The 19,722-nt window shown below is 72.0% G+C and carries 12 protein-coding genes; 10 read left to right on the forward strand and 2 right to left on the reverse strand.

Annotated elements, in window-relative coordinates; genetic code table 11:
- Nucleotides 1-15 precede the first annotated feature (15 nt).
- From rodA to galE, 10 genes are all read left to right on the forward strand, one after another.
- A complete protein-coding gene (rodA, locus tag AW27_RS22155; RefSeq protein ID WP_037923744.1) occupies nt 16-1,215 on the forward strand; it encodes a rod shape-determining protein RodA in 1,200 nt (399 codons plus the stop codon).
- A gap of 49 nt (nt 1,216-1,264) precedes the next feature.
- Nucleotides 1,265-2,782, forward strand: coding sequence for a CYTH and CHAD domain-containing protein (locus tag AW27_RS22160; RefSeq protein WP_037923747.1), 1,518 nt, complete (start codon nt 1,265-1,267; stop codon nt 2,780-2,782).
- Nucleotides 2,783-2,858: 76 nt separating this feature from the next.
- Nucleotides 2,859-4,784: a TIGR03960 family B12-binding radical SAM protein gene (locus AW27_RS22165; RefSeq protein ID WP_172671350.1), complete on the forward strand. Its 1,926-nt coding sequence runs from the start codon at nt 2,859-2,861 to the stop codon at nt 4,782-4,784.
- Nucleotides 4,785-5,217: 433 nt separating this feature from the next.
- Entirely contained in the window at nt 5,218-5,997 is a 780-nt protein-coding gene (locus AW27_RS22170) for a TIGR03936 family radical SAM-associated protein (RefSeq protein WP_037924370.1), read from the forward strand.
- A gap of 234 nt (nt 5,998-6,231) precedes the next feature.
- Nucleotides 6,232-10,194, forward strand: coding sequence for an Rne/Rng family ribonuclease (locus AW27_RS22175; RefSeq protein WP_304949895.1), 3,963 nt, complete (start codon nt 6,232-6,234; stop codon nt 10,192-10,194).
- A gap of 261 nt (nt 10,195-10,455) precedes the next feature.
- Entirely contained in the window at nt 10,456-10,776 is a 321-nt protein-coding gene (gene rplU / locus AW27_RS22180; RefSeq protein ID WP_015033583.1) for a 50S ribosomal protein L21, read from the forward strand.
- A 13-nt stretch (nt 10,777-10,789) separates the two neighbouring features.
- Nucleotides 10,790-11,044, forward strand: coding sequence for a 50S ribosomal protein L27 (rpmA, locus tag AW27_RS22185; protein WP_030027134.1), 255 nt, complete (start codon nt 10,790-10,792; stop codon nt 11,042-11,044).
- Between the two features lie 176 nt (nt 11,045-11,220).
- Nucleotides 11,221-12,666: a GTPase ObgE gene (gene obgE / locus AW27_RS22190; protein ID WP_037923754.1), complete on the forward strand. Its 1,446-nt coding sequence runs from the start codon at nt 11,221-11,223 to the stop codon at nt 12,664-12,666.
- A 70-nt stretch (nt 12,667-12,736) separates the two neighbouring features.
- Nucleotides 12,737-14,353, forward strand: coding sequence for a glycosyltransferase family 2 protein (locus AW27_RS22195; protein WP_037923756.1), 1,617 nt, complete (start codon nt 12,737-12,739; stop codon nt 14,351-14,353).
- 59 nt (nt 14,354-14,412) lie between these two features.
- Nucleotides 14,413-15,426: a UDP-glucose 4-epimerase GalE gene (gene galE / locus AW27_RS22200; RefSeq protein WP_037923760.1), complete on the forward strand. Its 1,014-nt coding sequence runs from the start codon at nt 14,413-14,415 to the stop codon at nt 15,424-15,426.
- A 126-nt stretch (nt 15,427-15,552) separates the two neighbouring features.
- Here the strand turns inward: galE and AW27_RS22205 are convergent, their stop codons facing one another.
- Both AW27_RS22205 and AW27_RS22210 read right to left on the reverse strand, forming a co-directional pair.
- Nucleotides 15,553-16,701, reverse strand: a complete 1,149-nt coding sequence (locus AW27_RS22205; RefSeq protein WP_037923763.1) for a glycosyltransferase — start codon at nt 16,699-16,701, stop codon at nt 15,553-15,555.
- The gene (locus tag AW27_RS22210) at nt 16,698-19,577 is read right to left on the reverse strand and encodes a bifunctional glycosyltransferase/CDP-glycerol:glycerophosphate glycerophosphotransferase (RefSeq protein ID WP_037923766.1); all 2,880 of its coding nucleotides are present in this window, start codon (nt 19,575-19,577) and stop codon (nt 16,698-16,700) included. Before AW27_RS22210 ends, AW27_RS22205 begins: the two co-directional genes overlap by 4 nt.
- Between the last annotated feature and the right edge of the window lie 145 nt (nt 19,578-19,722).

Below are 19,722 nucleotides of genomic sequence, written 5' to 3' on the forward strand. Positions count from 1 at the left end.
GGACCCCATACCGACATGCCAACCGCCAACAAGTTCTCCGTCTCCCGCTACGCGCCCGAGCGCGGCCCGATGGCCAGGCTCACCGCCCGTGACTCCGTGCTGCGCCGGCTCGACTGGCCGATCCTGCTCTCGTCGCTCGCCCTGTCCTGCCTCGGCGCCCTGCTCGTGTGGTCGGCCACCCGCAACAGGACCAGCCTGAACCAGGGCGACCCCTACTACTTCCTCGCCCGGCACGCCCTGAACACCGGCATCGGCCTGGTGCTGATGATCGGCACCGTCTGGCTCGGCCACCGCACCCTGCGCGGGGCCGTGCCCGTCCTCTACGGGCTCTCGCTGGTGCTCATCCTGGCCGTGCTGACCCCGCTCGGCGCCACCATCAACGGCGCCCACGCGTGGATCGTGGTCGGCGGCGGATTCTCCCTCCAGCCGTCCGAGTTCGTGAAGATCACGATCATCCTGGTCATGGCGATGCTGCTCGCCACCCGGGTGGACGCCGGCGACCTCGCCCATCCCGACCACCGCACCGTCGTCAAGGCGCTCTGCCTGGCCGCGGCCCCGATGGGCATCGTCATGCTGATGCCCGACCTCGGCTCCGTCATGGTCATGGTCGTCATCGTGCTCGGCGTGCTGCTCGCTTCCGGAGCCTCCAACCGCTGGGTGATCGGCCTGCTCGGCTCCGGCGTGGCCGGAGCCGTCCTGATATGGCAGCTCGGCGTCCTGGACGAGTACCAGATCAACCGCTTCGCGGCCTTCGCCAACCCCGAGCTCGACCCCGCCGGTGTCGGCTACAACACCAACCAGGCGCGCATCGCCATCGGCTCCGGCGGCCTGACCGGCTCCGGGCTCTTCAAGGGCTCGCAGACCACCGGCCAGTTCGTGCCCGAGCAGCAGACGGACTTCGTCTTCACCGTGGCGGGCGAGGAGCTCGGCTTCGTCGGGGCCGGGCTGATCCTCGTCCTGCTCGGCGTCATCCTCTGGCGGGCCTGCGTGATCGCCCGGGAGACCACCGAGCTGTACGGGACCATCGTGTGCGCCGGCATCATCGCCTGGTTCGCCTTCCAGTCCTTCGAGAACATCGGGATGACCCTCGGCATCATGCCCGTGGCCGGGTTGCCGCTGCCGTTCGTGTCCTACGGAGGCTCGTCGATGTTCGCCGTGTGGATAGCGGTCGGACTCCTCCAGTCGATCAAGGTGCAACGGCCATTGTCGGCCTGATGTTCCGTTCATCCTGCATACGTGTTCCGTTCAGGACTAAGTTCGGTACATGGCGGACACAAAGCGCGAGATCGAGCGCAAATTCGAGTTCTCCAAGGCCGCATCTGCCCGGCGCGGGGTGCCGGACCTGACGGGGACGGCCGCGATCGCGGCCGTCACCGACCAGGGCACCGTCGACCTCGACGCCGTCTACTACGACACCCCCGACCAGCGGCTCGCCGCCGACGGGCTCACCCTCCGACGCAGAACGGGCGGCGCGGACGAGGGCTGGCACCTCAAACTGCCCGTCTCCCCGGGCGTGCGCGACGAGGTCGGCGCCGCGCTCAGCGACACGGTCCCGCCCGCCCTCGCCGCCCTCGTCCGCTCCCGCGTCCGCGACGCCGGGCTCGGGCCGCAGGTCCGACTGGTCTCCTCGCGCCGTGTCAGCCACCTGCTCGATGCCGACGGAGCACTCCTCGCCGAACTGAGCACCGACGAGGTCCTGGCCGAACGCGGCGACGCCACCGCCGCCTGGACCGAGGTCGAAGTGGAACTCGCCGACGGTGTCGGCCCCGAACTGCTGGACGCCGTCGCGAAGACATTCCGCAAGGGCGGGCTCCGGGTCTCCGACGCCCCCTCGAAGCTCGCGCGGGCCCTCGCCGAGACCGGCGCCGAACCCCCGACCCGGCCGGCCGGAGGCGGCCCCGGAGGCACCGCCGGCGCGTACGTCGTCGCGTACCTGGCCGAGCAGCGCGACGCCCTGGTCGCCCAGGACCCGGCCGTGCGGCGGAACCTGCCGGACTCCGTGCACCAGATGCGGGTCGCCACCCGCCGGCTGCGCAGCGCCTTCACGACCTACCGCAAGGTCCTCGACCGCGGGGTCACCGACCCGCTCGGCGAGGAGCTGCGCTGGCTGGCCGCCGAACTCGGCGTCGACCGCGACCAGGAAGTCCTGATGGAACGGCTCCAGGCCCAGCTCGGCGAACTGCCCCGCACCCTGCTGTCCGGCCCCCTCCGCAGCCGGCTCCGGACCTGGAACACGGGCCGGCGCTCCCGATCGCGCCGCAGGACCCTGGCCGCACTCGACAGCGACCGCTACGTCACCCTGTTGAACTCCCTTGACGCCTTGTTGGACGCGCCCCCGCTGCTCGACGCCGCCGCGGGATCCCCCGAGAAGGTGCTCCGCAAGGCGGTGCTCCGCGACTACGCCCGCCTCGCCGGCCGGATCGACGCAGCCCTCGCGCTCGACGCGGGCAAGGAACGGGACCTGGCCCTGCACGGGGCCCGCAAATCGGCCAAACGCGTCCGGTACGCGGCGGAGTCCGCCGTGCCCGAGTTCGGCAAGCCGGCGAAACGCCTGGCCAAGGCCATGAAGGAGGTCCAGAACCTGCTCGGCGACCACCAGGACAGCGTCGTGGCCCGGGACGCCCTGCGCGGCCTCGCGGCCCAGGCGGCGGACGCGGGGGAGGACTCCTTCACCTGGGGTGTGCTCTACGGCCGCGAGGAGGCCCTGGCCGAGCGGCGCGAACGGGAACTTCCGGACCTCTGGGCGAAGGCCTCGGCCCCTGCCCTGCGGGCGGCCCTGTAGTGATCATGCGGGTGGGGGCGGCTGGGCCGTCGGGGTACGCTAGATAGCTGCCCCCTGCCCGCTTCACGAAAGTCGCGTGATGACCGAGTCGGTCTTCCCTCAGCTTGAGGCCCTGCTTCCGCACGTGCAGAAGCCCATCCAGTACGTCGGCGGTGAACTCAACTCCACGGTCAAGGAGTGGGAGAGCTGCGACGTCCGCTGGGCCCTCATGTACCCGGACGCATACGAAGTCGGGCTGCCCAACCAGGGCGTCATGATCCTGTACGAAGTGCTCAACGAGCGCGAGGGCGTCCTCGCCGAGCGCACCTACAGCGTCTGGCCGGACCTCGAAGAGCTGATGCGCGAGCACAAGGTGCCGCAGTTCACCGTGGACAGCCACCGCCCGGTCTCCGCCTTCGACGTGTTCGGCCTGTCCTTCTCCACCGAGCTGGGCTACACCAACATGCTGACGGCCCTGGACCTCGCGGGCATCCCGCTCGAGTCCAGGAACCGCACGGTGGACCACCCGATCGTCCTCGCGGGCGGCCACGCGGCCTTCAACCCGGAGCCGATCGCGGAGTTCATCGACTGCGCGGTCATCGGCGACGGCGAGCAGGCCGTCCTCGACATGACCGAGATCATCCGCACCTGGAAGGCCGAGGGCCGGCCCGGCGGCCGCGAAGAGGTCCTCCTCCGCCTCGCCAAGACCGGCAACGTCTACGTCCCCGGCTTCTACGACGTCGAGTACCTGCCGGACGGCCGCATCGGCCGCGTCGTGCCCAACCGGTCCGGCGTGCCGTGGCGGGTGTCGAAGCACACCGTCATGGACCTCGACGAGTGGCCGTACCCCAAGCAGCCCCTCGTCCCGCTCGCGGAGACCGTCCACGAGCGCATGTCCGTCGAGATCTTCCGCGGCTGCACCCGCGGCTGCCGTTTCTGCCAGGCCGGCATGATCACGCGCCCCGTGCGGGAGCGAAGCATCACCGGCATCGGCGAGATGGTCGAGAAGGGTCTCAAGGCGACCGGCTTCGAGGAGGTCGGCCTGCTCTCGCTGTCCTCCGCGGACCACACCGAGATCGCCGACATCGCCAAGGGACTGGCCGACCGGTACTCGGACGACAAGGTGGGCCTGTCCCTGCCGTCCACCCGCGTGGACGCCTTCAACGTGGACCTGGCCAACGAGCTGACCCGCAACGGTCGCCGCTCCGGCCTGACCTTCGCCCCCGAGGGCGGCTCCGAGCGCATGCGCAAGGTCATCAACAAGATGGTCTCGGAGGAGGACCTGATCCGGACCGTCGCCACCGCCTACGGCAACGGCTGGCGCCAGGTGAAGCTGTACTTCATGTGCGGCCTGCCCACCGAGACCGACGAGGACGTGCTCCAGATCGGCGACATGGCGGTCAACGTCATCGCCAAGGGCCGCGAGGTCTCCGGCCAGAACGACATCCGCTGCACCGTGTCGATCGGCGGGTTCGTCCCCAAGCCGCACACCCCGTTCCAGTGGGCGCCGCAGCTGTCGGCGGAGGAGACGGACGCCCGCCTCGGCAAGCTCCGCGACAAGATCCGGGGCGACAAGAAGTACGGCCGCTCCATCGGCTTCCGCTACCACGACGGCAAGCCGGGCATCGTCGAGGGCCTGCTCTCGCGCGGCGACCGCCGCATCGGCGACGTGATCCGCGCCGTCTACGAGGACGGCGGCCGCTTCGACGGCTGGCGCGAGCACTTCAGCTACGACCGCTGGATGCGGGCCGCGGACAAGACGCTGCCCGCCTACGGCGTGGACGTGGCCTGGTACACCACGCGCGAGCGCACCTACGAGGAGGTCCTGCCCTGGGACCACCTGGACTCCGGTCTCGACAAGGACTGGCTCTGGGAGGACTGGCAGGACGCCCTCGACGAGACCGAGGTCGACGACTGCCGCTGGACCCCGTGCTTCGACTGCGGTGTCTGCCCGCAGATGCAGACCGAGATCCAGATCGGCCCCACCGGCAAGAAGCTGCTGCCGCTGTCGGTCGTGAAGTAGCCGGCCCCGCCGGCCACGTGCACTCCGGGTCACGAGAGGCCCCCTCCCGCAACGGGTGGGGGCCTCCGGCGTTTCCCCGGGCGTCTCCTCCGGCGTCTCCTCCGCGTCCTCCTCCGCCGTCTCCTCCTCCGCATCGAAGCGGACGGGCGGCCCCCGTCGGCGTCGGGTACGGCACGGAGCGGACCCGGGCCACCGTGCACCGCGCGGTCCCCGGTGCTCCTCCCGTGGAACCGGCGAGGTCACGGGCGCGTACTCTGGGTAGTACGACAGCCGCCGACGCGGCACCCGCTGACGAGATCTCCCTGCCCCGAGGACAGGGGTGAGCCGGAGCGGGTCGACAGACCTCAGGGCGAAGCGCGAGCCGCGGAGCCCCGCACAAGGAGAAGAACCCCTGGGCAAGCGACAGCCCGAAGGCCCGCCTCCCGCACCGGTGGTGCAGCGCATCCGACTGCGCTACACCAAGCGCGGCCGCCTCCGGTTCACCAGCCACCGAGACTTCCAGCGCGCCTTCGAGCGGGCCCTGCGCCGCGCCGAGGTGCCGATGGCGTACTCGGCGGGTTTCACCCCGCACCCGCGCGTCTCGTACGCGAACGCCGCCCCGACCGGGACCGGCAGCGAGGCCGAGTACCTGGAGATCGGCCTCGCCGCGCCGCGCGATCCCGAGAGGCTCCGCGAGCTGCTCGACGAGTCGATGCCGGCGGGCCTCGACATCATCGAAGCCGTCGAGGCCCGCACCTCGGGCCTGGCCGACCGGCTGACCGCCTCCGTGTGGGAGCTGCGCCTGGACGGCGTGGAGCCCGCCGAGGCCGAGCGGGCCGTGACGGCCTTCCTGGCCGCCGAGGCCGTCGAGGTGCAGCGCAAGACCAAGAACGGCGTGCGCACCTTCGACACCCGCGGGGCGGTCGTCAGCCTCGAAGCGTTTCCCGCGCCGGCTGATAGGCCGCTGGACAATGCCTGTGCGATACTGCGGCTGGTTGTTCGGCATCTGACACCTGCCGTGCGACCCGACGACGTCCTGTCCGGTCTCCGAGCTGTGGCCGACCTGGCGCCGCCGGTCCCCTCTGCGGTGACCAGGCTGGCGCAGGGGCTCTTCGACGAGGAGTCCGGCACGGTGACCGACCCGCTCGCGCCCGACCGCGAGGCAGACACGGCCGCCCCACCCACGGTCGCCGTGACCGCCGACGCGAAGGCGCCGGAAGGTCCCGCCGCGTAAGGACCGTCGTCGTCGCGCAGCCCTGGTACTCGGGAGCCACCTGGGTCGGGCCGCGTACAGACCTGAAGACTTCCGCCAGGCCGTACGGACAACACGTACGGAACCGGCGGCCATGGACTACAGCTCCCGTGTGGCGAACGCGCCCCGGAGGCCGGCTCCGCGCCATCGTGCGGAGCCGCGCCGGACCGGAAGTCAGCCGCGGCGCCCGGGAGCGTGACGGGAGAACCGCCCGCAATGCTCAGTAACGAAAACGACACCACCACCCCCGCCGGCGCCGACAGCGGCAGCCCCAGTGACAACCTGCCCCCGCGCAGGCGTCGCCGCGCCGCTTCCCGGCCGGCCGGTCCGCCCGGCGGCGCCCCCGCCGCCGAGGTGACGCCGGCGGCGGAGCCCGCCCCCGCCGAGGAGGCCGCTCCGGCCGCCGCCCCCGCCCGCCCCCGCCGCCGTGCGACCCGCGCGGTGGCCGCTCCGAAGACCCAGGCCGCGGAGGCCGTCGTCGTCGAATCCGCTGCCGAGGCTGCTGCTGTGGTGGAGGAGGAGGCTGCTCCGGCTGCGGCTCCGCGTGCCCGCCGTCGTGCGACGCGTGCCGCGGCCGCGCCGGTCGCCGAGGCTGCGGAGGTTGCCGTGGTGGAGGCTCCGGCTGCTGCCGAGGCCGCTGCTGTGGAGGAGGCTGCTCCGGCTCCGGCTCCGCGTGCCCGCCGCCGTGCGACGCGTGCCGCGGCCGCGCCGGTCGCCGAGGCTGCGGAGGTTGCCGTGGTGGAGGCTCCGGCTGCTGCCGAGGCCGCTGCTGTGGAGGAGGCTGCTCCGGCTCCGGCTCCGCGTGCCCGCCGCCGTGCCACCCGCGCCGTCGCCGCCCCGGCCGCCGAGGCCCCGGCCGCGGAGACCCCCGCCGAGCCCGCTCCCGCCGCCGAGGAGGCCCCCAAGGCCGCCCGCGCCGTGACCGTCGCCGACGCCGTGGACGCCCCCAAGCGCGGCCGCCGCCGTGCCACCCGCTCCACCACGACCACGACCACGACCGCGGCCGCCGCCCCGCAGCAGCCCGCCGCCGAGCCCGAGGCCGCCGAAGCGCCCGCCGCTCCGGCCCGTGCCCGCCGTGCGGCGCGTCCCGCCGTGGCCGTCTTCCAGGCACCGGTCTTCACCGAGCCGATGTTCCAGACCCCCGAGACCGCGGCGATGGCCGCCGCTGCCGCCGCGGCCGCGATCGAGGCCGAGGAGGCCGAGGAGGAGGAAGAGGTCGAGCCCGTCGCTCCCGCCGAGCCCGCGCAGCCGGCCGGCCGCCGCCGTCGCCGTGGCCGCGGCGCCGCCGAGACCGCGCCGGTCTCCCTTCCCGAGGTGCTCGCGGAGGAGGAGCCGGAGGCCGAGGCCCCCGGGCTCGAAGAGGAGTCGGCCGAGTCCGCCGAAGCAGCGGAGTTCGACGAGGGCGACGAGTCGGGCGAGCGTCCCTCGCGCCGCCGTCGCCGCGGCGGCCGTCGTCGCCGTCGCGGTGAGGCAGCCGACCTCGACGAGTCCGCCGACGAAGAGGCCGAGGCGGAGTCTGCCGAGCAGGACGCCGAGGAGGAAGAGGAGGACACCGAGGAGGCCCTCGGCTCCACCTCCAGCCGCCGCCGTCGCCGTCGCCGCCGCCGCAGCGGTGAGCCCGCCGACGCCGCCGAGTCCGCCGGCGACGAGGACGGTGTGCGCACCGTCGTCAAGGTCCGAGAGCCGCGCCCGGCGCGCGAGAAGGCCGAGCCGTCCGACGAGGTCCAGTCCATCAAGGGCTCGACCCGCCTGGAGGCGAAGAAGCAGCGCCGCCGCGAGGGCCGCGAGCAGGGCCGCCGCCGCGTCCCGATCATCACCGAGGCCGAGTTCCTGGCCCGCCGCGAGGCCGTCGAGCGCGTGATGGTCGTCCGCCAGAGCGGCGAGCGCACCCAGATCGGGGTCCTTGAGGACAACGTGCTCGTCGAGCACTACGTCAACAAGGAAGAGGCCACCTCGTACGTCGGCAACGTCTACCTGGGCAAGGTCCAGAACGTGCTGCCGTCGATGGAGGCCGCCTTCATCGACATCGGCAAGGGCCGCAACGCGGTCCTGTACGCCGGCGAGGTCAACTTCGAGGCGCTCGGCATGGCCAACGGGCCGCGCCGGATCGAGTCCGCCCTCAAGTCCGGCCAGTCGGTCCTCGTGCAGGTGACCAAGGACCCGATCGGCCACAAGGGCGCCCGTCTGACCAGCCAGGTCTCGCTGCCCGGCCGCTACCTGGTCTACGTGCCCGAGGGCTCGATGACCGGCATCAGCCGCAAGCTGCCCGACACCGAGCGCGCGCGTCTGAAGACCATCCTCAAGAAGATCGTCCCCGAGGACGCGGGCGTCATCGTCCGCACCGCCGCCGAGGGCGCGAGCGAGGACGAGCTGCGCCGCGACGTCGAGCGCCTGCAGGCCCAGTGGGCGGACATCCAGAAGAAGTCGAAGCAGATCACGACCTCTTCCCCGTCCCTCCTGTACGGCGAGCCGGACATGACCGTCCGCGTGGTGCGCGACATCTTCAACGAGGACTTCTCGAAGGTCATCGTCAGCGGCGACGGCGCCTGGGAGACCATCCACGGCTACGTCTCGCACGTGGCCCCGGACCTGGCCGACCGGCTCCAGCGCTGGACCTCCGAGGTCGACGTCTTCGCGACGTACCGGATCGACGAGCAGCTCGCCAAGGCGCTCGACCGCAAGGTGTGGCTGCCCTCCGGCGGCTCCCTCGTGATCGACAAGACCGAGGCGATGATCGTCATCGACGTCAACACCGGCAAGTTCACCGGTCAGGGCGGCAACCTTGAGGAGACCGTCACCAGGAACAACCTGGAGGCGGCCGAGGAGATCGTGCGCCAGCTGCGGCTGCGCGACCTCGGCGGCATCGTCGTGATCGACTTCATCGACATGGTCCTGGAGTCCAACCGCGACCTGGTCCTGCGCCGCATGCTGGAGTGCCTGGGCCGCGACCGCACCAAGCACCAGGTCGCCGAGGTCACCTCGCTGGGTCTGGTCCAGATGACCCGCAAGCGGGTCGGCCAGGGCCTGCTGGAGTCCTTCTCCGAGACCTGTGTCCACTGCAACGGCCGCGGTGTCATCGTCCACATGGAGACGGCGGCCGCGATCGGCGGCGGTGGCAACGGCAAGCGCTCGAAGCGCCGTGGCGGCCGCGCCGAGTTCGACCAGCACGACCACGAGGTCGAGACCGTCGAGACGGCCGGGCCCGACGCCTTCGAATCCGAGTCCGAGGCCGAGGTGGCTGCCGAGGCCGCCGCGCCCAAGGCGCTGCCCGAGCCGGAGTTCGTCGCGGGCGAGGAGCTCTACAGCTCCCCGGCCGAGGCCGAGGCCGCGGCCGGCGTGAGTGGACGCCGCAACCGGCGCCGTGCCACCCGCAAGGCCACCGCTCCCGCGGGTGCCCCGCGAGGTGAGGCCGCCGCGGTGCAGGCCCCGGCCCCCGTGGCCGAGGACGTCGCCGAGCCGGTGACCGAGCCGGTGACCGAGCCGGCCGACACGGTCCTGGTGCCGGCCCCCGAGGTCGTCGCCGAGGCCGCTGCGGTCGAGGAGCCGGTCGAGGCCGCCCCGGCCGCTCCGGTCGAGGAGGCCGCGCCGAAGGGTCGTACCCGTCGCCGGGCGACCCGCAAGGCCACCGCGCCCGTGCCGGTCGCCGCGGAGCCCGCCGCGGAGCCGGAGGCCGAGCCGGCCCCGGAGCCCGCCGCGGAGCCGGAGGCCGAGCCGGCCCCGGAGCCCGTCGTGGCCGCCGAGCCCGAGCCCGAGCCCGCGCCCGTCGTCGAGCCCGAGTCGGCCGCCGCGGTTGAGGAGGCCCCGGTGGCGGAGGCCGCACCGGCCCGTCCGAGGCGTCGCGCCACCCGCAAGGCCACCGCTCCCGCCGGTTCCCCGGCCGGTGCGGCGGAGGCCGCCGTGGTGGTCGTCGAGGCCCCGGTCACCGAGCCGGCGGCGCCGACCGGGGAAGCCGGGTCCACCGAGGAGCCCGCACCGGCCAAGAAGGCCACCCGCAAGGCTCCGGCCAAGAAGGCGACCGCGGCGAAGAAGGCCCCGGCCAAGAAGGCGGCGACCGCCAAGAAGACCGCGGCCAAGAAGACGGCCACGACCAAGAAGACCGCGACGAAGCGGGCGACGAAGAAGACCGCGGCGGCGGAGCAGCAGGCTGCCCCGTCCGTCTCGGCTCCCGCCGAAGCCTGATCGGTCACGTGGCCGTGGGCCCCGCCGTTCGGCGGGGCCCACGGCCGTGCGGGGCCCGGTTTGACCCTCCGGAACCGGCCCCGTAACCTAGACCGTCGGCGTGTCCTGTACGCGCCGCGCTCCTGAGCACCTTCCTCCCGCGTCCCGCGCGCAAGCGCGCGTACGGGAGAGGCCGCTCGTCCATTCCGGATCAGCGTGGGCCCCGGCCCGCCTGAGCGGCTGGCTTCAGGAGCATCCGTCCCGAGTGAGAGAGAGATCCGCGTGTACGCCATCGTGCGCAGCGGTGGTCGCCAGCACAAGGTTGCTGTCGGCGACATCGTTGAGGTTGACAAGATTTCCACTGCCAAGGTTGGCGACACGGTCGAGCTCTCGACCCTGCTCGTTGTCGACGGCGACGCCGTGACCAGCGACCCGTGGGTCCTGGCCGGTATCAAGGTCACGGCCGAGGTCGTGGACCACCACAAGGGCGCCAAGATCGACATCCTGCGCTACAAGAACAAGACCGGCTACCGCCGTCGCCAGGGTCACCGCCAGCAGTACACGGCGATCAAGGTCACCGGTATCCCCGCGGCTGCGAAGTAAGAGGGACTGAGACATGGCACACAAGAAGGGCGCATCGTCCACCCGGAACGGGCGCGACTCCAATGCCCAGCGGCTCGGCGTGAAGCGCTTCGGCGGTCAGGTCGTCTCCGCCGGCGAGATCCTCGTCCGCCAGCGCGGCACCCACTTCCACCCGGGCTCGGGTGTCGGTCGTGGTGGCGACGACACGCTGTTCGCGCTGCAGGCCGGTGCCGTGCAGTTCGGCACGCACCGTGGCCGCAAGGTCGTCAACATCGTTCCGGCCGCCTGATCCGGCTCCGGCCGATCGAGCGTTCGTAACTTCCCGAGGGCGGATCTCAGCTCTTCCCGGCGCAGGCCGGGAAGAGAGGTCCGCCCTCGGCGCGTTGTCGCATAGACACGTTTAATGGGCAGCAAGGCCTGCCACCGGACTTTCCGGACGATTCCGCTGTATCTGGAGGAACAACCATGACCACCTTCGTGGACCGCGTCGAGCTGCACGTCGCCGCGGGTAACGGAGGCCACGGCTGCGCCTCCGTGCACCGGGAGAAGTTCAAGCCGCTCGGCGGCCCCGACGGCGGCAACGGTGGCCGTGGCGGCGACGTCATCCTGGTGGTGGAGCAGGCGATCACCACCCTGCTGGACTACCACCACAGCCCCCACCGCAAGGCCACCAACGGCAAGCCCGGAGAGGGCGGCAACCGATCCGGCAAGGACGGCCAGGACCTGATCCTGCCCGTCCCGGACGGCACCGTGGTCCTCGACAAGCAGGGCAACGTCCTCGCCGACCTCGTCGGCCAGGGCACCACCTACGTGGCCGCCGAGGGCGGCCGCGGCGGCCTCGGCAACGCCGCGCTCGCCTCCGCCCGCCGCAAGGCCCCCGGCTTCGCGCTCCTCGGCGTCCCCGGCACCACCGGCGACATCGTCCTGGAGCTCAAGACCGTCGCGGACGTGGCGCTGGTCGGATTCCCGAGCGCCGGCAAGTCCTCGCTGATCTCGGTGCTCTCCTCCGCCAAGCCGAAGATCGCGGACTACCCCTTCACCACCCTCGTCCCGAACCTGGGCGTCGTCACCGCCGGCTCGACCGTCTACACGATCGCCGACGTCCCGGGCCTCATCCCCGGCGCCAGCCAGGGCCGGGGCCTCGGCCTGGAATTCCTGCGCCACGTCGAGCGCTGCTCGGTGCTCGTGCACGTCCTGGACACCGCCACCCTGGAGACCGACCGCGATCCGATCGCCGACCTCGACGTCATCGAGGAGGAGCTCAAGCTCTACGGCGGCGGCCTGGAGAAGCGCCCCCGTCTGGTGGTCCTCAACAAGGTCGACATCCCCGACGGCCAGGAACTGGCCGACATGGTGCGCCCCGATCTGGAGGCACGCGGCTACAAGGTCTTCGAGGTCTCCGCAGTGGCCCGCACCGGTCTGAAGGAGCTCTCCTACTTCCTCGCCGAGGTCATCGCCAAGGCCCGCGCCCGCAAGCCGAAGGAGGAGGCGACCCGTATCGTCATCCGCCCGAAGGCCGTGGACGACGCCGGCTTCACCGTCACCTACGACGAGGTCGAGGACGTGTACGTGGTGCGCGGCGAGAAGCCGGAGCGCTGGGTCCGCCAGACCGACTTCAACAACGACGAGGCCGTCGGCTACCTGGCCGACCGGCTCAACCGCCTCGGTGTCGAGGACGCGCTCAAGAAGGCGGGAGCCCGTGCCGGCGACGGTGTGGCCATCGGCTCCGACGAGAACGCCGTCGTCTTCGACTGGGAGCCGACCATGATGGCCGGTGCCGAGATGCTGGGCCGCCGCGGTGAGGACCACCGCATGGAGGCACCCCGCCCGGCCACCCAGCGCCGCAAGGAGCGCGAGGCCCGCCGCGGGGACTCCGCGCAGCAGGAGTACGACGAATTCCGGCCGTTCTGATCCGCTCCCGGGGCCGTGTGCCCCGGAGGGTTTGAGGGCGTCTTTACACGGGTCGCCTAGGATCCTGCGGGTGAACAGCAGCAACCCCCCGACGGTCTCCGTCGTGGTCATCGCGTACAACGACGCCGGGCTCGTGGGCGACGCCGTCTCCTCGGCGCTCGCCCAGGGCCCGGTGGTCACCGAGGTCATCGCGGTGAACGACGCCTCCTCCGACGGCACCGCGCGGGTGCTGGACGAGCTGGCCTCGGTCCACCCCCGCCTCAAGGTCGTGCACCGGACGGAGAACAGCGGGGGGTGCGGTACTCCGCGCAACGACGGGATCGCCGCCGCGTCCGGCCGGTACGTGCTCTTCCTCGACAGCGACGACATCCTGCCGCCGGGCGCGGCGGACGCCCTCGTGGGCACCGCCGAGCGGCACCGCGCCCCGGTCACCGTCGGCGCGGCCGTGCGGCGCGAGCTGCCCCAGCACCACGACGTGCCGTGGATGCCGGGTCTCTACACCCCCGGTGACGTCATCGAGCGCCCGGCGGACCGGCCCGAGCTCGTCCGCGACACCCTGTGCGTCAACAAGCTCTACGAGCGGGCCTTCCTCCAGGAGCACGGCCTGCGCTTCCCGGACGGCCGGTTCGTCTACGAGGACTTCGTCTTCACCTCCCGGGTGCTCGCCGCGGCCCCCCGCATCGCCGTCACCGGCGACCTCGTCTACGTCTGGCACGTGCGCCGCGGCGCCGCCCAGGTGTCCATCTCCCTGGACCGCAAGGACGTCGGGAACTGGCGCTCCCGCATCGAGGCCCACCGCACGGCCGCCCGGATCCTCACCGCCGCCTCCCCGGTGCTGGGCAGCGCCTGCCAGGTGAAGTTCCTCGAATACGACCTGCGCATGTACCTGCGCGAGCTCGGCCGCGACCCCGGCTACCAGGCGGCCTGGTGGACCCTGACCCGTGACTACGTCGAGACTTTCGCGGCGGCCGACGTCGAGGCCGCCGCGGCGAAGGCCCGCTGGATCGTCCGGGTGCTGCGGGCCACCGCGTCCCCGCCCGCCGACGTCGAGCGGCTCACCCGGCTGGCCGCCGAACCGCCGCTGCTGCTGCCCCCGTACGCGGTCGGCGACTCGGGCGAGCCGGTGTGGAGCGACGAGTTCCCGGTCGAGCTGGACGGCCTGTCGACGCTGCCGGTCGAGGAGCTGCCCGTCACCGTCGACGCCGAGCCGGCCGGCCGCGGCGCGGTCCGGATCCGCGTGCACGACCTCTACGGGCGCCTCGCCGGGGCCGGCCCGCAGACCGCCCGCCTGAGCTTCGTGCCCCGCGCCGGCGGCGAGCCCGTCCTCGCACCCCCCGTCGAGCTGCTGCCCGACCGGGGCGGTGGCTGGATGGCCGTGCTGCCGTTCCCCCTCGCCGAACTGGCCGTCACCGGCCGCCGCCAGGGGCTGCGCAGGATGCAGGCGTGGAGCGTCGGGGTGGGCGTGCGGTGTGCCGACGGGAGCTCGGTGTTCACCTCCCTGCGCCCCCGGGGCCGGCTGCTCCGCCGTCGGGCGCTGCCCAGCAGCCGGTACGGTGTTCTGCTGGCGCAGCCCTACCGGACGGGGACCGGTGCCCTCGCGCTGCGCCTCGCGCCGGGTCCCGGGGGAGCCCTCTACCTCGTACGCAACCGGTTCCACCGGGCCCGCGCAGCCCGGGGGTCGGGCTGAACCCGATGCGCCCCGCAGCGCTTTCCGCACCGAAGTCGGACAGGACCAAGGAGATACACATGACGTTTCTGATCACCGGTGGCGCCGGATACATCGGCGCGCACGTCGTCCGCGCGATGCTGCTCGCGGGGGAGAAGGTCGTCGTCCTCGACGACCTGTCCACGGGCAACGAGGACCGCGTTCCGGAGGGCGTCCCGCTGGTGGTCGGCTCCGTCCTGGACCGGCTGGTGCTGGAGAAGACCCTCCGCGAACACAAGATCACGGGCGTGGTGCACCTGGCCGGCAAGAAGCAGGTCGGAGAGTCCGTCGAGAAGCCTCTGTACTACTACCACGAGAACGTCCAGGGCCTGACGGTCCTGCTCCAGGCGGTGGCCGACGCGGGGGTGCGCAACTTCCTCTTCTCCTCCTCCGCATCCGTGTACGGCATGCCCGACGTGGACCTGGTCACCGAGGAGACCCCGTGCGCGCCGCTGAGCCCGTACGGCGAGACCAAGCTGGCCGGAGAGTGGCTGGTGCGGGCGGCGGGTAAGGCGCACGGCATCTCCACCGCCTGCCTGCGCTACTTCAACGTGGCGGGCGCGGCGACCCCGGAGCTCGCGGACACCGGCGTCTTCAACCTGGTGCCGATGGTCTTCGAGCGGTACGACGCCGGCCAGGGCGCCAAGATCTTCGGTGACGACTACCCGACGCCGGACGGCACCTGCATCCGCGACTACATCCACGTCGAGGACCTCGCGGAAGCCCACGTGGCGGCCGCCCGCAAGCTGGCCGAGTGGGCCGCGGCCGAGGACTACAAGGACCTCACCGTCAACATCGGGCGCGGCGAGGGCGTCTCGGTCGCCGAGATGGTCGAGCTCCTGAACAAGGGCACCGGACACGACTACGCCCCGGTGATCAGCCCGCGCCGTCCCGGCGACCCGGCGAAGGTCGTGGCCTCCGCCGACCGCATCAACACCGTGCTGGGCTGGCAGGCCCGCCACGACGTCAGCGAGATGGTCACCTCCGCCTGGGCGGGCTGGGAGGCCAACAAGGTGGCCCGCGGCGAGGCGCACCGCGACGTCCACAAGGCCTGACACTCCCGCCCCGCCCGGCCCGGCCCGGCTGTTCGGCGAGGCGCCGGCGCTACGGCGAGGCCGCCCGCCCCGGATCTCCCCGGGGCGGGCGGCCTCGCCGTGCCGTGTGTACGGCCGCGCCGCCGGTCAGCGCTCCAGGAAGGAGAACAGGTCCTCCCACCGGTCGGTGATCTCGGCGCTGGAGTAGCGCTTCACCGAACGGAAGGCGTTGTCCCCGAGCCGGTCGCGCAGCTCACGGTCGGACATCAGCGCGTCCAGGTGCCCGGCGAGCTCCATGGTGTTGCCGAGCCGGGCCAGCAGCCCGTCCTCACCGTGCTCGACGATCTCCCGTACGCCCGGCGCGCAGTCGAAGGCGGCAGGAGCCACGCCCGCCGCCATCGCCTCCAGCAGCGTGATCGGGAAGCCCTCGGCGCGCGAGGCCTGCGCGAAGACCGAGGCCTCGCGCAGCGCGCCCAGCACGTCGTCGGTGCTGCCCATCCACCGGACGGAGTCGTCGAGCCCGAGTGCGGTGCAGTGCGCCCGCAGCGCGGCCTCCTCCACACCCGCGCCGTAGATCCTCAAGACCCAGTCGGGGTGCTGCGGGGCCGCGTCCGCCCATGCGTCGAGCAGCAGGTCGACGCCCTTCTCGAAGGCGAGGCGGCCGACGCTGGCCACGACCTTCCCGGTGCGCGGAGCCGGGGTGTCGGGCATGAAGGGGATCGGGTTCGGCATGCTGGCGACGTTCTCCATGCCCGCCCGGATCCACAGGTCCGCGTCCTCGGGAGTCAACACCAGCAGCCGGTCCACGTCCCGGTAGAACCGGCGGACCCGCTCGCCGCGGGTGGACTTCTGGCTGGCCTCGAACGACTCGTGGCTCATGCCGATGACGGACAGCCCCTTGGTGTCGGCGAGCGCCACCCACTCCATCGCCCAGACCTGGGTGACGATGACGACCCCGCCCGGACGTGCCGTGCGCAGCAGTTCGCCGAGCCGGTCCGCCTTGGCCTGCATCTGCGCCCGCCGGGCCGCCTGGCGGCGCCGCTCGGGCGCATTCAGCCGGCCCTTGATGCCGCGCAGGCGGCGGGCCGACGGCGGGTGGGTCTCGTACAGCGTGGTCGTGCCGTACGGCAGGTCCTGCGGCAGCTTCTGCCGGATCTCCTCGGCGACCGGCGCGATGCCGACGATGTGCACGCAGTGCCCGCGGTCGCTGAAGTGCCGGGCCATCTGGTGCGACCAGGTGGTCACGCCGCCGATCTCGTCGACGCTGTTGGAGACGATGAAGATGTCCCGGCTCACTTGCCGCTCCCGGTGAAGAACTTCTCGACGATCTGGCGGGCGGCGTCCCCGCGGTCGTACTCGCCGAACTCGGTGAGGAAACGCTGCCGCGCCTCCGCGTACTTGGCGTCCGCCTCCTCGAAGGCAGCCAGCGCCTGCAGGAGTTCGTCCGCGGTGGCCACCACCGGGCCCGGGGCCTTCTCCTTCAGGTCGAAGTACGTGCCGCGGATGTCGGTGGCGTACTCCTCGTAGTCGTAGGCGAAGAACACCATCGGCCGGTCCAGGACCGCGTAGTCGAACATCACGGACGAGTAGTCGGTGATCAGTCCGTCGGCGAGGGCCAGCAGCGGGGTGATGTCGTGGTGCCGCGACACGTCGACGACCCGGCCGGCGACCGACGGCGGCAGCGACACGCTGTTGAGGTAGTGGGTCCGCACCAGCAGCGTGAAGCGGTCGCCGAGCCGGTCCGCGAACTCCTCCACGTCGAAGGGGAAGGTGAAGCCCTCCACCGTGCCGTCCGCGCCCGCCCGGAAGGTCGGCGCGTACAGCAGCACCTTCTTGTCCGGGTCGATGCCGAGTTCGGCGGCGAGGGAGCCGCGGACCCGCTCGCCGCTGTCGGCCTCGGTCCGGTGCGCCTCGACGAGGGCGTCGTTGCGCGGGTAGCCGGTGCGCAGCAGCACCTCGTCGCGCAGTCGGAAGCCCTTGGCGAGGGTGCGGGCGTCGTGCTCGGAGCGGATCAGGAAGTGGTCGAAGCGGTCCACGGCCGCCTGGAAGCGGTCCTGGCCGGCCCGGCCCTGCGCCTTGGTGCGGGGCTCGTGGAAGCCCATCCGCTTGAGCGCGGAGCCGTGCCAGGTCTGGATGTACGTGGTGCCCGGGCGCTTGGTGAGGGCCAGCGGGAAGCCCTGGTTGTCGATCCAGTACTCGGCCTGGGCCAGGGCGCGCAGGTACTGCCAGCTCCAGCGCTTGACCAGGGTGGCCTCCTTCGGGAAGCCGGTGGGCTTGGCACCCGCGTAGGACCAGATCGCCTCGAAGGCCACGCCCTGGCGGACCATCTCCTCGTAGACCGCCTTCGGGCTGTCGCTGTACTGCTTGCCCATGTGGCTCTCGAAGACGACCGTGCCCTTCTTGACGGGCAGTTTCGAGAAGACCTCGTGGTAGATCTTCACCTTCTGCTCGCCGGAGCCCAGGTTCCGGCGAGCCCGCAGCGCCTTGCGCAGACCCCGCTTGACCACGCCCGCCGCCCTGCCCTGTATGGCGTTGTTGATCAGCGACTGGGTGCGGACGGCTGCCGCGCCCTCCGCGGTCAGGACGTAGGAGAGATTGCCCTTCTTGGTCATCTGCGCGGCGAAGCGGTCGGAGACCAGGCGGGTCAGCCGGGGCCGGACGCGCAGCCGGGCCGCCGAGTCCAGGTCGAGGCCGCCGACCGCGACGCGGGTGGTGATCCGCTCACCCCCGGCGGTCAGCTTGAGGCGGACGTCCCAGACGGCGTCGACGATGCCCAGGGGGCGCACGGTGCCGCCGATGTCCGCCGTGGTGCGCCACTCGATCGTGTCACCGGTGTGGCGCACGGACGCCACCGGGAAGCTGAAGGAGCGCACGCCGATCTGCCGGCGGGCCCGGAGCTCCAGGGTGGCCTTCAGCTCCGCGTCCTCGGCGATGCGGCCCAGCGGGTTCACGACCGTGCCGGACAGTGTCACCGTGCCGCGCCCGTCGTCCTCGTAGGAGGTGAGGCGGTTGCCCAGGGTGAGGGAGGAGAGCGGGGTGGTGTGGAAAGCTTCCTCGGTGACGTCCAGTATCCGGCGGGCCTCGGCGGCGTCGGGGCCGTCGATGTGCTGCGCGCACCAGTAGACGCGGCCGTCGCGCTCGGCGAGCGGGGAGGTCAGCCGCCCCTTGTTGACCATGGCGTCGGCGGCCGGGAGCAGGTTCTCCCAGTCCTCCTGGCCCAGCAGGTACGCGCAGATCGCCTGGAGGCGGGTGACGTGCTCGTAGGCCTCCGGATCGATGCCGGCGAGGTAGCCGTTGGCGAGGCCCGCGAACTCCCGGCGGTACTCGTCGCTCAGCAGCGGCAGGTCACGCAGGTGCAGGACCAGGTCGTGCTTGAGGAACTTGGCGTCCTTCGCGGACTTGATGTCCGTGTGGCCCTTGGCCGCCAGCAGCTCGTCGACACGCCGGTGGATCTCCATCCGGTGGACGAAGTTCGCGATCTCGTGGCGCCGGTTGCTGATCGACTTGGCCGCGGCCTTCTCGACCACGTTCCAGAAGTAGACGTGGTTGGGGATCAGCGTGATGCGCCGGGCCGCCACGTACGCCTGCGCCGAGAACAGCAGGTCCTCGTAGTGGATGCCGACCGGGAACTCCAGACCCTGCTCCAGCAGGAACGCGCGCCGGTAGCACTTGTTCGTGGAGAGGGTGTCGTAGACCAGCAGGTCCGGGAACTCGGTGATCGACTCCAGGGTGCGGGTGCGCGCGTAGATCCAGGGGTACCACTCGGTGGTCTTGCCCCACCGGTTGTCGAGGTGCACCCGTACGCACATGCCCGAGACCAGGTCGGAGCCGGTCCGCTCGGCTGCGGCCAGCATGTTCCGGCAGGCGTTGCGCTCCAGCACGTCGTCGCTGTCGAGGAACATCACGTACGTTCCGGTGGCCTGCTGGACACCGTGGTTGCGCGGGGCCCCGCAGCCGCCGCTGTTCTGCGGCAGCTGGAAGGCGCGCACCCTGCCCGGATGCGCGGACTCCAGTTCCTGGGCGACCGCGAAGGAGCGGTCCTGGCTGCAGTCGTCCACGATCACGACCTCGACACCCTGGAGTGTCTGGTCGAGAACCGACTGGACTGCTGTCGACAGACGCTCTGCGTCGTTGTAGACGATGACGACCACGGAGACGTCGGGCACGTGCACCTCGATCCCTTCGTTGCGTTCCGCTCATTCCGCTTATCCCGTCAAAGCTACCGTGTGCCGCCGTCGGCTCCGGCAGGGCGACTCTCGGTAGTCGCTCGCCGTGCATACTTCTAAGGAAGGTGGGAGGCGGCCCCGACCGTCGACA

Origin of the sequence: Streptomyces sp. PCS3-D2 (assembly GCF_000612545.2) — a bacterium.
In the GTDB taxonomy this organism is placed as follows: domain Bacteria; phylum Actinomycetota; class Actinomycetes; order Streptomycetales; family Streptomycetaceae; genus Streptomyces.

Coding starts and splice junctions, on each gene's coding strand:
- rodA (WP_037923744.1), top strand. CDS start 16: ATGCCAACCGCCAACAAGTTCTCCGTCTCCCGCTACGCGCCCGAGCGC.
- AW27_RS22160 (WP_037923747.1), top strand. CDS start 1,265: ATGGCGGACACAAAGCGCGAGATCGAGCGCAAATTCGAGTTCTCCAAG.
- AW27_RS22175 (WP_304949895.1), top strand. CDS start 6,232: ATGCTCAGTAACGAAAACGACACCACCACCCCCGCCGGCGCCGACAGC.
- rpmA (WP_030027134.1), top strand. CDS start 10,790: ATGGCACACAAGAAGGGCGCATCGTCCACCCGGAACGGGCGCGACTCC.
- obgE (WP_037923754.1), top strand. CDS start 11,221: ATGACCACCTTCGTGGACCGCGTCGAGCTGCACGTCGCCGCGGGTAAC.
- galE (WP_037923760.1), top strand. CDS start 14,413: ATGACGTTTCTGATCACCGGTGGCGCCGGATACATCGGCGCGCACGTC.